The sequence below is a fragment of the Caulobacter soli genome, from assembly GCF_011045195.1.
Lineage (GTDB): Bacteria > Pseudomonadota > Alphaproteobacteria > Caulobacterales > Caulobacteraceae > Caulobacter > Caulobacter soli.
In genome coordinates this window covers 508938-523199 of record NZ_CP049199.1, presented here as the reverse complement: position 1 = coordinate 523199, position 14262 = coordinate 508938, and the positions used below count along the sequence as shown (strand labels likewise).

Genomic DNA, 14262 nt, shown 5'->3' with positions numbered 1-14262 from the left:
CCTCCCCAACAGACGGTCAGACGCCGCCATATCGACCATAGCGTGCATTGTAGATTTATTCCCGTCAACGACGATCGCGCATGAAAAAGGCCCCGGATCGCTCCGGGGCCTTCGTCGTTCGCGCGTGTCGCACCGCTAGGGCGCGACGGCCTCGGGGGTGGTGTCGTCCGAGCCGTGCGACCACTTCTTGAGGATCGGCGACAGGGCCAGGAACACCACGCCAAGGCCGATCGAGATCAGGCCGACGACCTTGAACACCAGCAGAGACTGGGTCATGGCCGCGGCCGGATCCAGCACTTGACCGCCGATGGTCTCGGTCGAGGCGATGCCCGCGATCCAGCCGGCCACCAGATTGCCCATGGCCAGGGCCATGTACCAGACCGCCATCACGAACGAGACGATCGACAGCGGCGACAGCTTGGTCATCTGCGACAGGCCGACCGGGGACATGAACATCTCGCCCGAGGTGTGCAGCATGTACATCACGATCAGGAAGATCAGCGGCATGCGGAACGCGCCGTCGGCGAAGTGCGCGCCGACCAGCAGGATCAGGAAACCGGCGCCGACCTGGATCAGCGACAGGCCGAACTTGACCATCGGGCCCGGATTGCGACCGCGTCGCCCCAGAACGGTCCAGAGCGCGGCGAACACCGGGGCGAAGATCAGGATCCAGCCGGCGTTGATCGCCTGGGTCTGGGCGGCGTTGAAGGCGGTGTTGACCCACAGCTTGCCGGCCGGGTCGATGCCCGCCGCGGCCAGTTGCTCGGGCGCGCCCAGCACGATCGCCCCGCCCAGCCACTTCACCGGATGCGACAGCAGGGTCAGGTTGACGTTGGTGGCCGCGAACAGGTTCAGCGACGAACCGGCCTGTTCGAACAGGGCCCAGAAGATCACCGCGCCCAGCACCAGCACCGTGGCCAGCAGCAGCCGCTCGCGCTCGGCCTTCTCGCACTTCACGAAGGCGAACCAGAAGATGTAGCCCAGCGAGCCGAACATGCCGGCGATCAGGGTGGCGCTGACCACCGGGGTGTACTGCACCAGGAAGAAGATCACTCCGACCACGCCCAGCGAGCCGGCGTAGATCAGGCCCTCGCGGTTGAGCGGACCCACGACCGGGGCCTTCAGCTTGACCGGCTCGGGCGGTTCGCCCTTGCCCAGCAGCCAGGGCTTGCCCAACACGAAGACCACGAAACCAGCCAGCATGCCGATGCCGGCCATGCCGAAGCCGGCGTTCCAGCCGACGTTGACGCCCAGCAGGCCGCACAGGATGGCCGCCCAGAACGAGCCCAGGTTGATGCCGTAGTAGTAGAGGGTGAAGCCCGGATCGCGGCGCGGATCGCCCTGCGGATAGAGCTGGCCCACCAGGGTGGCGACATTGGCCTTCATGAAGCCCACGCCGACGATGATCAGCGCCAGGGCCAGCCAGAAGATGTTCAGGTACAGCGGATCGCGGTCCTTCACGCCCAGCTGGTACTGGCCCTTGGGCAGCACCGAGGGCAGGGCCGACTGGGCCGGCAGGTTCTTGATCTCGAAGTCGCCCTTGTCGTTGGCCGCCACCTCGTAGGGCTTGTCGGCGACGATGATCTTGGCTGTCCGCTCCTCGCCGCGGCCCTTGACCTGGAAGTCGTAGGTCTGGCCGGCATAGGCCAGGGTCTGGGTGGCCGGACGGCCCTCGACCGCCATGGTCAGGTGGCCCGCCACCAGCAGGATCGCCCCGAAGGCCACGGCCTTGCGGGTGCCCAGATAGCGGTCGGCCAGGAAGCCGCCCAGCAGGGGCACGATATAGACCAGCGAAGTATAGGAGCCGTAGTGGCCGCCGGCCGTCTTCGAATCAAAGAGGAAGTGCTGGGTCAGATAGAAGATCAGCAGCCCGCGCATGCCGTAGTAGGAGAAACGCTCCCACATCTCGGCCAGGAAGCAGATGATCAGGCCGCGCGGATGGCCCCGCAGCAGCTGGATAAGCACGGGTACGCCGGTCACCAGGGTGACCAGAATGCCGGCGGCGACAACGATATTCATTCACGAACCTTGAAACGTACAAGCGGCGCGGGCGACCAGCAGGTGGTTTCGCCCTCCCCTCCCCAATTGGCGGGGAGAAGATCACGGGGCTTTGGGTTTCACAAGCAATGGCTTGCCGCTTCGGAGCCGCGCTCCCTCTCCGCGCGTTTCCTAGGCGACGCCCACTCAGGCGGGAGATTTATCATGACCGACCCCACTCAGGACCATCCCATCACCTGCTCGCGCGAAGACGGACGGGTGGAAGTGCTTTTCGAGGGCCACGAGATCGCCGACAGCGGCGACGTGCTGGTGCTCAAGGAGGCCGACTACGCCCCGGTGCGCTACTTCCCGCGCTCGGACGTGGCCATGGACTTCCTGCAGAAGACCGACAAGGTCACCCACTGTCCCTACAAGGGCCAGGCCAGCTACTACACGATCCATCGCGACGCCCGGATCATCGAGAACGCGGTGTGGTCGTACGAGGCCCCGCTGCCCGGCGTCAGCCAGATCGCCGGCCGCCTGGCCTTCTATCCCGAGCACGTGGACTTCAAGCGCGCCGGACTGACCGCGGCCGAGACCCGCGCGGTCGACGTCAACGAGGTGGTCCGGCACACCGACAGCGGTTCGGGCTCCAGCCAGGCCGAGCATTGGGCGTCCAACGTCTCGATGCCGGACGACGAGGCCTGGGAAGGCGACGACTTCCGCGAAGAGGGGCCCCCGCCCGTCGCCAAGCCCTATGAGGGAACCGGATCGATCTGAAGCCCGTTTTCCCTCTACCTAGAGTGTAAAGCTTTCGTTAACCTTTCAAGCGCTGCAATGACCGCAGCGCCGAGCGCGAGGCCTCCGTCAGAGAGGCGTCCAGGGAGAAACGTCGTGGCTTACGTCGGTTATGATTCCCGTTTGCATCCGCCCTCGCGCGCAGCGCGTCCGGCGCGGTCGAAACTGGCCTGGGGCCGGCTCGCCGCCGTGGCGGCCAGCCTGCTGGCCTGGGTCGGGATCATCGCGACGGTTCGCGCGATCTTCTAGGGCGTGCCGACATTCAGCGTTGGGAAGCGAAAACCTCGTCCTTCGACAAGCTCAGGATGAGGTTTCCGAATGCCGAAGCCTATAAATGGTCCTCATCCTGAGCTTGTCGAAGGACAAGGGCCATGCACGGCCTTTGAATGTCGATAGACCTCAGTAGGCGAAGTCCTCGAACACCCGGTTGATGTCGCCATTCCACGCGCCGTTATAGAGCGCCAGAAGCCGTTCGGCGGGCGTGATCCCGCTGTCGGCGATCTCTTCCAGGTCGCCCAGATAGATCGTCTCGTCCAGGAAGCCGCCGTTCAGATGGGCGCGGGCCTTCAGGCCCTGCTTGGCGATGGCGACGAAGTCCTTGGCCACGTCCTGGGCCGAGCGGCCCGCCACCTGGGCCTTCAGACCCAGCTTCGGCACGTCGCGGCGCAGGCCGGCGCGATCCTCGGCCGTCCAGTGCTTGCAGAGGTCCCAGGCCGCGGCCAGGGCCGCGTCGTCGTAGAACACGCCGGTCCACAAGGCCGGCAGGGCGCAGAGGCGGCTCCACGGCCCGGCGTCGGCGCCGCGCATTTCCAGATAGGTCTTCAGGCGGACTTCGGGGAACAGGGTGGTGGTGTGGTCGGCCCAGTCCTTGATCGAGGCGTGCTCGCCCGGCAGCTCGGGGATCTTGCCGTCGATGAAGTCGCGGAAATTGCGGCCGGCCAGGTCGATGTATTTGTCGCCGCGCTTGGCGAAATACATCGGCACGTCCAGGGCGTAGCGGGCGTAACGCTCGAAATCGAAGCCGTCCTCGAACACGAAGTCCAGCAGGCCGGTGCGGTCGGCGTCGGTGTCGGTCCAGACGTTGGCGCGGGCCGACAGGAAGCCGTTGGGCTTGCCCTCGGTGAACGGCGAATTGGCGAACAGCGCCGTGGCGATGGGCTGCAGGGCCAGGCTCATGCGGAACTTGGCGACCATGTCGGCTTCGCTTGAGAAGTCGAGATTGGCCTGCACCGTGCAGGTGCGCAGCATCATGTCCAGGCCCAGGCCGCCGACCTTGGGCATGTAGTTGCGCATGATCACGTACCGGCCCTTGGGCATGACCGGCACGTCCTCGCGCTTCCAGACCGGCGAGAAGCCCAGGCCCAGGAAACCCAGGCCCAACTCGTCGGCCACGGTCTTGACCTCGTCCAGGTGCTGGCCGGTCTCCTCGCAGATGTCGTGCATGGTCTTGAGCGGCGCGCCCGACAGCTCGAACTGGCCGCCCGGCTCCAGGCTGACATTGGCGCCGTTGCGCTCCAGCCCGATGATCGTCGGGCCTTCCATCACGGGCTTCCAGCCGAAACGCTGCAGGCCGGTCAGCAGAGCGTGCACGCCCTTGTCGCCCTCGTAGGGAACGGGCGAATGGTCTTTCAGGTAGAAGCCGAACTTCTCGTGCTCGGCGCCGACGCGGAACTGGTCCTTGGGCTTGGAGCCGGCGGCGAAATAGGCGGTCAGATCGTCGAGCGTCAGCGGACGCTCCTGGCTCACGGCTTCGGCCATCGGCCATCCCTCCCAAAACACGCATCAAGAAGGGAGGGCGTCGCCCTCCGACCCGCCCGCGAACTGTCGTGCTGCGCAGTTGGGCGTTTTCTTAGCGAACCTCAAGGGCCCCGCCCAGCCTTTCGCAACAGACGGAGTTTTGGTTTCGCCGTCAGGTCCGCCGCGACACGACTTTCGCCCCGCGCTCCAGCGCCCTGTACGACAGCGACCGGAAGACGGTGCGGCCCTCGCCCGAGGCGAACAGCGCCGGCCGCAAGCTGACGAAGCCGTCGGCCATGTTGTGGTTATAGCCGGCGACCTCGTACGAGACGATCCGGCGCCAGGCCCCGTCGCCCTGGCGAATAAAGAAGCTGGCGACGTTCTCGTCATTGACCACGCGCAGGGTCAGGCGCCGGCCTTCCATCGCACCGGGCGACGGATAGGTCTGCTCGACGCCCATCTTGTAGGCGCGCAGCCTGCCGGCTTCGGCGCCCACGCCGCAGAAGAGCTTGTCGTTATAGAACAGCAGCAGGCCGCCCTGGCCGGCGCCCTGGATCTCGAGATCGATCGTGACTTCATACGACCGGTCTCCAGCGATGAAGGCCAGGGGCGAGGAGTCCGCCGGACCCTTGCCCTGGCCCTCCAGGACCAGGCCGTCGTCGCCAAAGCGCGCCCGTTCCAGATAGCCGTCCGCCGGCGCGTAAAAGGCCAGCTTCGCGCCCAGGACGTCGCGGCGAAGATCGTCCGACAGCGCCACGCCGCGCTGGTCCGCGACCTTGTCCATGGACGCGCCCTTGGGCTTGGGCAGAGGTCGGGAGAGGTCACCGCCCAGGGCCTTGGGCCAACCGTCGGCGGTCCATTCGAACGGCGCCAGCAACATCTGGCGTCCCAAGGTGCGAAAGCCGTTCTCGTAGCCGTGATAGGCGAACCACCAGTCGCCGGCCGGTCCCTGGATCGGGGTGGCGTGACCGCGCGACCACCACGGCTCGTCGATGCTGGTGGTGCGGATGATCGGATTGTGCGGACAGTTCTCCCATGGCCCATGGATCGAGCGGGATCGCGCCACCACGACCATGTGGCTGGTCGGCGGTCCGGCCGTGCCGCCCTGGCCGGAGAACAGGTAGAACCAGCCGCCGCGGCGCAGGATCTTGGGTCCCTCGGGCGCGAAGGCCTCGATCACCCAGTCGTCGGGAATCGGCCAGCCGCCATAGACCTTCTCGACCGGCCCGTCGCCGCGCAGGCCATCCGCCGTGATCGGCGCGCGATGCCCGTCGTTGAGGAACAGATAGCGTCGGCCGTCCTCGCCCACGGCGTGGCCAGGGTCGATGTAGCCGTCGATCCCCATGTCGACGGGCTCGCTCCACGGGCCGTCCATGCTGTCGGCGTGGACCACATAGAGCTTGAAGGGCAGGCCCTCGGCCGAGCTGGCGACCAGGACTGGAATATAGATGAAATAGCGCCCGTCGTGCTTGGCGATGTCCAGCGCCCAGACCGAACCCAGCGGCGTCTTCAGAGCAGGGCCCACCGGCGTCCAGTTGACCAGGTCGCGCGAGCGCCAGACCACCGCCCCCGGATAGTAGAGAAACGACGAGAACACCGCGTAGTAGTCGTCGCCGTCCTTGAGGATGTTGGGATCGGGCCGATCCCCCGACAGCACCGGGTTCAGGTAGGAACCATCGCCCAGATCCGCCCGCCTCTGGCCCTCGACGCCCGGCCGCCCGGTCTTGGCGATCGGCGTACGGGATGCGCTCTGGGCTGGCGCGGCCAAGCCTCCGGCCGAGGCCAGGCCGAGCAGCAACGCCTCGCGGCGGGAACGGGCCATGCGGGTCTCCTGAGCTCTAGCGCCAGTCGCCGGCCGCCGCCTGCCACAGGGTCATGGCGGCGATGGCGGCGGTGTCGGCGCGCAGGATGCGGGGACCCAGCGAGACCGGGATCACGAAGGGCAGCGACCGCAGGCGCTCGCGTTCCTCGGGGGCGAAGCCGCCTTCGGGACCGATCAGGATGGCGGCCGGCGCCGAGGTGTCGGCCAGGGCCTCGATCATCGGCTTGGCGTCGCCGGCCTCGTCGCAGAAGACCAGCCGCCGCTCGGGCTCCCAGCCATCCAGGATCTTGTCCAGCTTCATCGGGTCGTCGACGGCCGGCACATCCAGGCGGCCGGTCTGTTCGGCCGCCTCGATGGCGATGGCGTCCAGGCGGCCCAGCTTGAGGAAGTCGACATTGGTTCGCCGGGTCTGGGTCAGGCGCACGCGGCGCGCGCCCAGCTCGGCGGCCTTCTCGACGATGGTCTCGACCCGGCCGCGCTTGACCATGGCGACCACCAGGTCGAGATCGGGACCATGGGCCTGGGGCCGGGTCTGTTCCTCGGCCCGCAGCAGGCAGCCGCGCTTGCCCGCCTCGGTCAGGCTGCAGCGCCACTCGCCGTCCTGGCCGTTGAACACCAGGATCTCGTCACCGACATTGAGCCGCATCACGGCGGTCAGGTAGCGCGACTGGTCGACCGTGGGCGCGACGCCGGCGCCGGCCTTGAGGGGGTGGGGAACGAAAAGACGGATCATGCCGCTCTTCTAGCGCAACTGGACCAGACGGGGGTAGGCTCCAAGAATGAGCAAGCTTGAAGACTACGAAGCCGAACTGCGCGACCTGCAGCTGGCGATGATCGGCCTGCAGCGCCAGGCCATCAAGGAAGGCTGGAAGACCGTCACGATCTTCGAGGGCCGCGACGCCGCCGGCAAGGACGGGGCCATCGCCCGCCTGACCGAGCACGCCCACCGCCGCGCCACCCAGGTGATCTCCCTGCCCGCCCCCAGCGACCACGAACGCAGCGAATGGTACTTCCAGCGCTATGTCCGCCACCTGCCCGCCGCCGGCCAGGCCGTGGTCTTCAACCGCTCCTGGTACAACCGCGCCGGGGTCGAGCGGGTGATGGGCTTCTCCACCCCGCACGAGCAGGAGCAGTTCCTGCGCGACGTGCCGGCCTTCGAGCTGATGCTGGTCGAGAACGGGGTCAAGATGACCAAGTTCTGGCTCGACATCGACCAGGAAACCCAGGCCGAACGCCTGAAGGCCCGCCGCGAGGAGCCGTTGAAGGCCTTCAAGGTCAGCGACCTGGACGCCGTGGCCCAGGCCAAGTGGGACGACTATTCGGCCGCCCGCGACGAGATGCTGATGCGCACCCACTCCACGCCGGCCCCCTGGGTCTGCGTGCGGGCCAACCACAAGAAGGCCGCGCGGATCAACATCCTGCGCTGGCTGTTGCACGTCTCCGCGCCCAAGAAGCTGCTGAAGGGGATCGCCAAGCCCGACCCGGAAGTGATCTTCAAGTTCGAGCCGACGGCGCTGAAGGACGGGCGGCTGGCGAAGTAAATCCTCCCCCTATGGGGGAGGTGTCGGCGAAGCCGACGGTGGGGGGATTAATAGGCCGACAGCCATAGCCTGGATCAGCGATCCCAGATCTCCCCCCACCGATCGCTGCGCGATCGCCTCCCCCACAGGGGGAGGGTCCTTAGTCCACATCCCACTCGAACGCCGGATCCAGCCACGGCCCAAGCCGCCCGTCCGGCGACGCCAGGGCGAAGATCCGGGCCATCTCGGCGTCCGACAGGGCGAAGTCGAAGATGTCGAAGTTCTCGGCCAGCCGCGCCGGGTTGCGGCTGCGCGGGATGGTGGCGACGCGTTGCTGGACCTGCCAGCGCAGGGTGACCTGGCCGGGGGTCTTGCCGTGGGCCTCGCCGATCTCGATCAGCACCGGGTCGTCGGCCACCTTGCCCTGGGCCAGGGGCGACCAGGCGGTGATCGTCGAGCCCATCGCCTTGGCCTTGGCGATCACCGTCTTCTGCGACAGGTAGGGATGGTATTCGACCTGGTTGGTGGCGATCGGCGCCTCCGAGGCCGCCTGGGCCTTGGCCATCAGGGCCGACGGGAAGTTCGACAGGCCGATGGCGCGGGTCAGGCCGCGGGCGTGGACGTCGTTCAGCGCCGCCATGGTCTCGGCCAGGGCCGGCTTGGGCTTGGGCCAGTGCAGCAGCAGCAGGTCGACCTGCGGGGCCTTCAGGCGCTTGAGGCTGGCCTCGACCGAGCGCTGCAGATCACCTTGGGCGAACTGGTCGACCCAGACCTTGGTGGTCAGGAAGATCTCGTCGCGCGGCACGCCGGTGGCCGCCAGGGCCGCGCCGACGTCCTGTTCGTTGCGATAGGCCTGGGCGGTGTCGATGTGGCGATAGCCCAGCTCCAGGGCCTGCTCGACCACCGACTGGGCGACGCCGCCCTCCAGCTGCCAGGTGCCCACGCCGATGACCGGCATGGTCACGTCGCCCGCGCGGATGTCGGGGATGGAATGAGGCATGGCGGATCTTCCAGGCGGGAGGGACGAAACGGTCAGGCCGATATAGGCGCTCGCGCCTTCCGCGTCAGCCGCCGTTGCAGATGCTGCAGGCCGGTCAAGGCCAGGGTCACGGCGTAGAAGCCCGCGCCCATGATCAGCATCGTCACCAGCACCGGGCCATAGCCGCGCTTGCCGACGTCGAGGAACGGATAGGGGTAGAAGCCCGTCGCCGCGCCATGGATCAACGTCCAGGCGCCGTAGGCCAGGGGAAAGACCAGCGCCTTCCAGGCCGAGCCCCATTTGGCGGTTTCGCGCGGCGGAAAAGCCAGGAAGTCGGCCAGGAACAGGGCCGGCGTCACGCTATGCAGCAGGACGTCGGCCAACAGCTGCAGGCCGGTGGGCCGCCACAGCCCCGCCAGCAGGGTGTGATAGATGCCCGCCGTGATCGCGATATAGACGCCGATCGCCACCCGCGCGCCGGCCCTCTCCGCCCATCGCCCCAACGGCCGGTCCGCCGCCAGGAGCGGCGCGGCCAGCACGGTCCCGACCGCGATGTTGCTGAGCACCGTGAAGAAGCTGAAGAACTTGACGATCGCGTGGGCGGCCTCGGCCGGCGGGCGACCGTGGACCATCAGCCAGAACTGGATCAGCACGCCCAGCCAGACCAGGGTCGCCGCCGCGCTTCGCCACAGGGTCTTCATGCCCGCTCCGCGTCATAGGCCTTGAGCAGTTTCTTCGGCGCGGTCGCCCGCCACTGGCGCTCCAGCAGCCGCTCCACCGTGCCGGCCTCGACCCGAGACAGGCGGACCAGGACGTAGGGATAGTTGCGGTAGTGGTCGGTGACGTAGAAGGTCTCGGGCTCGGCCTGCATCAGCATCTCGCGCTCGTCGAACCCGACGCCGGGACAGACCAGGCTGTCGCCGTCCTCCTTCAGCCGGGTCAGGAACTTGCCGTGCGCCTTCAGGCTGGGATGGCCGTACGAGGTCCCGTCGGTCACCCCGGGCAGTTTGAAGGCGAAGGCGCGCACATCCTCGTAGGTCATGAGCAAAGTCCTGGGTCGCCGCTTGCAGCGCGACTATAGGGGGAAGATGGACGCTGAAAACACCTCTTCGCCCTCCCCGTCGGGCCTGACGTCGCCGATCCTGGTGCTGGGGGCCACCAGCCTGATCGGCGAGCACCTGCTGACGCGGCTGAACGCCCTGGGGACCACGCCGATCTCGCTGAGCCGGCGACCGCCGAGCGACGACATCTGCTGGGTGGACGGCGACCTGGCCGACCCGAACCTGGCCGACGAACTGCCGCCGGTCGCCACGGTGTTCTCGCTGTCGCCGATCTGGCTGCTGCCCCAGGCCCTGCCCGCCCTGAAGGCGCGCGGCATGGTCCGACTGGTGGCGTTCTCCTCGACCAGCCGCTTCACCAAGCAGGACTCGCCGGACGCCTCGGAGCGGGCCGTGGCCAAGTCGCTGGCCGACGCCGAGGCGGCGGTCGAGGCCTTCTGCGCCGCGCACGGCGTGGCCTGGACGATCCTGCGGCCGACCCTGATCTACCTGGAAGGCCGTGACGGCAATGTCAGCCGCCTGGCCGGGCTGATCCGCCGCTTCAAGGTGCTGCCGCTGTCAGGCCAGGGCGAGGGCCTGCGCCAGCCGGTCCATGCCGACGACCTGGCCGGCGGGGCGATCGCCGCCGCCCAGGCTCCGGCGGCGCGGGACAAGGCCTATGACCTGGTCGGCGGCGAGACCCTGACCTATCGCGTGATGGCCGAGCGGATCTATGCCGGCCTCGGCCGCCGCCCGGCGATCCTGCCGCTGCCGGCGTGGCTGTTTCGCCTGCTGCTGACCCTGGCCAAGCCGTTCTATCCCGGCGCCACGGCGACCATGGGCGACCGCATGGCCCAGAACCTGACCTTCGACGACAGCTCCGCGCGGGCGGACTTCGGGTGGGCGCCGCGGGATTTCAGGCCGAGGTTCTAGAGGCGCTGTGGCGGCGGCTTCTTGATCCCTCTCTCTTTGAGAGAGGGAGGGGCCCGCCGCGAAGCGGTGGGAGGGTGAGAGGTTACAACCTCTCAGGACGAAGCTCGGACGAAGAGAGTGCGTGTCAGCAACCACACAGAGGGCTGGCGGTCTGAACCTTGCCCAAGATGCTCAACGGCCCCGGATTTGCCGGTTGGCGGTGAAACCTCTCACCCTCCCACCGCCTGCGGCGGCGGGCCCCTCCCTCTCTCTATGAGAGAGGGATCAAGTGACCATCTCTTCCACGTCGCTCAGCACCATCGCGAACGGCACCTGCGCGCCGTCGCGCTCGACATAGCCGCTGACCAGCTTGTGGTCGGGGTTGAGCACGCCCAGGTCGACGTCCTCGGTGGGGAACATCACCACCCGGCGGTCGCCGATGCAGATCAAGAGCTCGTAGCCGTCATAGGCCCGCTGCGACATCGCCTTCAGCCGCGAATAGTAGGGCTCGCGCCGCCAGGACGCCGGCTTGCCCGGGTCGACCACCACGTTCAGCCGCTTGCCGTCGCGGTCGGGGTACATCAAGAAGCCGGCCTTGTCGGGCCGCCAGGCGGCGTCCAGCTTTTCGGAGGTCAGCCACAGGCAGTGAAAGCCCCGGCAGGCCTGGGGGCGGGCCTCGTAGTCGCCGCAGCCCGAGCCCTTGCGGAACACGCCGCACCATTGGCCGGCCGGCTTGGCCAGCTCGCTGATGTGCAGGACCTTGCAGCACATGCCGCACTCGCCGCACGACTTGGACAGCACTGGGGTGGAAGCGGTTTCGCTCATGCCGGAATCTCGCGCACCAGGCCCTGGTCGACGTCGCGATCGGGCAGGATCGTGAAGCCTCGCCGTCCGACCAGGACGTTGAGGGTCAGGCCGTCGGCCGCGCCACGCGCCGCCCAGGCCTTGAAGGTTTCGTGGAACGGCGACTTGCGCCAGGCGTCGGGGGTCGAGGGATCGACTTCGACGATCAGCCTGCGCCCGTCGTCCTCGCGATGCAGTATGAAACGCGCGCGGTCCGGCCGCCAGCGATCATCCAGATTGGCCGCGTTCAGCCAGTAGCAGGCATAGTCGGCGCAGGCCTGGGGCCGGTCGGCGTAGATCCCGCAGCCCGCGCCCTTGCGATAGTGGCCGCACCAGGCGTGAGGCGCCTTGTCGATGGCGGCCACGCCCATCAGCTTGCAGCACATTCCGCAATCGCCGCAGGTCCTGGCTGGCGCCGCCTCGCCCACTGTCGCTCACCCCATAAATCGTCCGGAGACGGATTTATCGCGGTTTCGTGACGGTTTTTCGCGCATTCCAAAATCCGCTCATCCCGGCGAACGCCGGGATGAGCGGTTGATCTAGCTCTCGCTCCACACCGCCAGCTCGTTGCCGGACGGGTCGGTGAAGTGGAAGCGGCGGCCGCCGGGGAAGCTGAAGATCGGCTTGGTGATCGTCGCCCCGGCCGCCTTCACCTTGGCCTGCATGGCCTCGATGTCGTGGGCGTAGAGCACCACCAGCGGCCGGTCGGTCGAGCCTTCCTGCGGGGTGGCGAAACCGCCGTCCGCGCCCTGGCCCTCGAAGGCCGCGTAGTCGGGACCATAGTCGGTGAAGGCCCAGCCGAAGGCGGCGGTGTAGAAGGCCTTGGTGGCCGGCAGGTCGCCGGCGGGCCATTCGATATAGTCGATCTTGCCGTCTTCGCGCATGGCCGCGGGCCTCCGATTGTTCTTCTTATGTTCTTATATCGTCGTTATGGCAGAGTCCAGACGCTGGTGCGCTTGACCGCCATGTCTTCCAGCTCGCGCGTGGTCGGCACCTGGTATTCGGCCAGCTTCACCAGGCCGTCCTTGGGGAAGTAGGTGCGGCCCGGATCGCCGATCAGCACGCTCGCCCCCGCCGCCCGCCCCTGGGCCAGCCAGGCCATCACGGCCTCGGCCATTGGCCGCTCGTAGCAGATGTCGCCGGCCAGCAGCACGTCGGCGTGTGGCGGCGAGGCGTCCAGCAGGTTCCGGTCGGTGAAGTCGATCGTCACGCCATTGGCCTCGGCGTTGAGGGTCACGGCCGCCTCGCAGAAGACGTCGATGTCGTTGGCCAGCACGCGGGCGGCGCCGGCCTTCATCGCCGCCACGGCCACCAGGCCCGAGCCGGTGGCGAAGTCGAGCACGGTCTTGCCGGCCACCGTCTCGGGATGGTCGAGGATGTAGCGCGCCAGGGCCTGGCCGCCGGCCCAGGCGAAGGCCCAGAAAGGCGGCGGCAGGCCGATCTCTTCCAGGGCCTCCTCGGTCAGCTTCCAGAGCGGCGTCACCTCGTCGGCCAGGTGCAGCACCAGTTCGGGCGCGTGCGGCGGCGCCTGAAGCACGGTGTTCTGGCGGATGAAGGCGCGGCGGCCCTCCAGCGTCTGGACGATCATGGCCGCCTTAGAGCATTCGGACCGCCCCGAGGCGAGACCCGTCTAGGCTGGAGCCCGACTGGACGCCGCCTTCAGCACCGACAGGTAGCCCGGCGCGGTCAGCATGCCCTCCGTCCGTCCCTTGGCGACCAGCAGCCGGTGCGCTTTGGGCAGGTTCCAGCATGGCATGTGCATGAACAGGTGATGCTCGGCGTGGAAGTTGACGTAGTAGGGCGCGATCAGGGCCCGCTCGATCCAGTTGGCCTGGGTTGTCCGCGCGTGGCGGAACGGGTCGGGCTCGTCCTTGGCCACCAGGGCGTGCTCGGCGATGTTGCGCAGGCGGGTGACCAGCGGGAACCAGGTCGCCATCGGCACGATCCAGAGCGCCAGCCACGCCCACCACAGGCCCATGGCGCTGAGGGCGACCAGCAAGCCCAGGTTCCACAGCAGGAACAGCCCCTGCCGCGTGACCTCGCCGCTGAAGATCGCGCCCTTGGGCTGGTCCCCCTTCAGCTTGCCCAGCAGCGGGCCGAACCGCTGCTTGAAGAAGGTCTGGCTGGTCAGGTCCCGGACGATCTTGCGGCGCAGGCTGGCGCGAGTGGTCGGGAACGGCGCCGACAGCACCAGGTCCGGGTCCTCGGCCTGCTGGGCGTACTTGTGATGCGTCAGGTGATAGGGCCGATACTTGGCCAGGGTCGCGCCGGTGGGCGCGGCGCACAGCCACTCGCCGACCCAGTCGTTGATCTTGAGGTTCGGGTGCAGCCCGCCATGCGCGGCCTCATGCATCAGGATGGCCAGGCCCAACTGGCGGGCGCCGATCAGCATCACCGCCAGGATGTAGGTCAGCGGATTGGGCCACAGCACGACCATCGCTCCGGCCGCGATGATCACCGCCCAGGCGTGAGCCACCAGGGCCAGGCCCTTCCAGCGCGAGCGCGCCGACAGCGGGGCCCATTCCTCGGGCGAAAACAGCGCTTGCGGCTTGATGCGGGACGCGACGGCCATGGAACCATCATGCCACATTCAGCGTCCGGCTTACAGAATGACCCGACGTCACGCCTTTCGGAGAC

General features: G+C 67.9%; 16 protein-coding genes. 4 read left to right on the top strand and 12 right to left on the bottom strand.

The genetic code is table 11. From position 1 onward, the window contains the following. Positions 1–135 precede the first annotated feature (135 nt). Complete coding sequence (locus G3M62_RS02470) at positions 136–2019, bottom strand: peptide MFS transporter (protein ID WP_165184450.1); 1884 nt, start codon at positions 2017–2019, stop codon at positions 136–138. Positions 2020–2202: 183 nt separating this feature from the next. Here G3M62_RS02470 and G3M62_RS02465 point away from each other — a divergent pair, with 183 nt between their 5' ends. Both G3M62_RS02465 and G3M62_RS02460 read left to right on the top strand, forming a co-directional pair. After that, positions 2203–2757, top strand: a complete 555-nt coding sequence (locus tag G3M62_RS02465) for a DUF427 domain-containing protein (RefSeq protein ID WP_165184449.1) — start codon at positions 2203–2205, stop codon at positions 2755–2757. Positions 2758–2871: 114 nt separating this feature from the next. Next, positions 2872–3024, top strand: coding sequence for a hypothetical protein (locus tag G3M62_RS02460; protein ID WP_165184447.1), 153 nt, complete (start codon positions 2872–2874; stop codon positions 3022–3024). A gap of 150 nt (positions 3025–3174) precedes the next feature. On the opposite strand, the gene G3M62_RS02455 is transcribed toward G3M62_RS02460, so the two are convergent. The 3 genes from G3M62_RS02455 to G3M62_RS02445 all read right to left on the bottom strand — a co-directional run bounded on the left by G3M62_RS02455 (position 3175) and on the right by G3M62_RS02445 (position 7067). Then, positions 3175–4533 carry a glutamate--cysteine ligase gene (locus G3M62_RS02455; RefSeq protein ID WP_165184445.1) on the bottom strand — a complete coding sequence of 453 codons (1359 nt, stop codon included), beginning with the start codon at positions 4531–4533 and terminating at the stop codon, positions 3175–3177. 151 nt (positions 4534–4684) lie between these two features. Then, positions 4685–6334, bottom strand: a complete 1650-nt coding sequence (locus tag G3M62_RS02450) for a family 43 glycosylhydrolase (protein WP_165184444.1) — start codon at positions 6332–6334, stop codon at positions 4685–4687. 16 nt (positions 6335–6350) lie between these two features. Continuing rightward, positions 6351–7067 (bottom strand): 16S rRNA (uracil(1498)-N(3))-methyltransferase, encoded by a 717-nt coding sequence (locus G3M62_RS02445; RefSeq protein WP_165184442.1) that lies wholly within the window; start codon positions 7065–7067, stop codon positions 6351–6353. A gap of 46 nt (positions 7068–7113) precedes the next feature. On the opposite strand from G3M62_RS02445, the gene ppk2 reads away from it, so the two are divergent. Next, positions 7114–7875, top strand: coding sequence for a polyphosphate kinase 2 (ppk2, locus tag G3M62_RS02440; protein ID WP_165184440.1), 762 nt, complete (start codon positions 7114–7116; stop codon positions 7873–7875). A gap of 139 nt (positions 7876–8014) precedes the next feature. On the opposite strand, the gene G3M62_RS02435 is transcribed toward ppk2, so the two are convergent. From G3M62_RS02435 to G3M62_RS02425, 3 genes are read right to left on the bottom strand one after another with little or no spacing between them, the layout of a single operon-like run. Next, on the bottom strand, positions 8015–8854 hold the full coding sequence (locus G3M62_RS02435) for an aldo/keto reductase (protein WP_165184439.1): 840 nt from the start codon (positions 8852–8854) through the stop codon (positions 8015–8017). A gap of 32 nt (positions 8855–8886) precedes the next feature. Continuing rightward, complete coding sequence (locus tag G3M62_RS02430) at positions 8887–9534, bottom strand: Pr6Pr family membrane protein (RefSeq protein ID WP_165184437.1); 648 nt, start codon at positions 9532–9534, stop codon at positions 8887–8889. Further along, positions 9531–9875, bottom strand: coding sequence for an MmcQ/YjbR family DNA-binding protein (locus G3M62_RS02425; RefSeq protein ID WP_165184436.1), 345 nt, complete (start codon positions 9873–9875; stop codon positions 9531–9533). Before G3M62_RS02425 ends, G3M62_RS02430 begins: the two co-directional genes overlap by 4 nt. A gap of 46 nt (positions 9876–9921) precedes the next feature. On the opposite strand from G3M62_RS02425, the gene G3M62_RS02420 reads away from it, so the two are divergent. Further along, positions 9922–10803: an NAD-dependent epimerase/dehydratase family protein gene (locus G3M62_RS02420; protein ID WP_165184434.1), complete on the top strand. Its 882-nt coding sequence runs from the start codon at positions 9922–9924 to the stop codon at positions 10801–10803. 264 nt (positions 10804–11067) lie between these two features. Here G3M62_RS02420 and G3M62_RS02415 read toward each other — a convergent pair whose 3' ends face one another. The 5 genes from G3M62_RS02415 to G3M62_RS02395 form a co-directional block, all read right to left on the bottom strand. Beyond that, a complete protein-coding gene (locus G3M62_RS02415; RefSeq protein ID WP_165184432.1) occupies positions 11068–11607 on the bottom strand; it encodes a YkgJ family cysteine cluster protein in 540 nt (179 codons plus the stop codon). Next, positions 11604–12011, bottom strand: coding sequence for a YkgJ family cysteine cluster protein (locus tag G3M62_RS02410; protein WP_246263438.1), 408 nt, complete (start codon positions 12009–12011; stop codon positions 11604–11606). Before G3M62_RS02410 ends, G3M62_RS02415 begins: the two co-directional genes overlap by 4 nt. 153 nt (positions 12012–12164) lie before the next feature. After that, complete coding sequence (locus G3M62_RS02405; protein ID WP_165184429.1) at positions 12165–12509, bottom strand: VOC family protein; 345 nt, start codon at positions 12507–12509, stop codon at positions 12165–12167. A 44-nt stretch (positions 12510–12553) separates the two neighbouring features. Then, positions 12554–13213: a class I SAM-dependent methyltransferase gene (locus tag G3M62_RS02400; RefSeq protein ID WP_165184427.1), complete on the bottom strand. Its 660-nt coding sequence runs from the start codon at positions 13211–13213 to the stop codon at positions 12554–12556. Between the two features lie 42 nt (positions 13214–13255). Further along, a complete protein-coding gene (locus tag G3M62_RS02395) occupies positions 13256–14197 on the bottom strand; it encodes a fatty acid desaturase family protein (RefSeq protein ID WP_165184426.1) in 942 nt (313 codons plus the stop codon). Positions 14198–14262 lie beyond the last annotated feature (65 nt).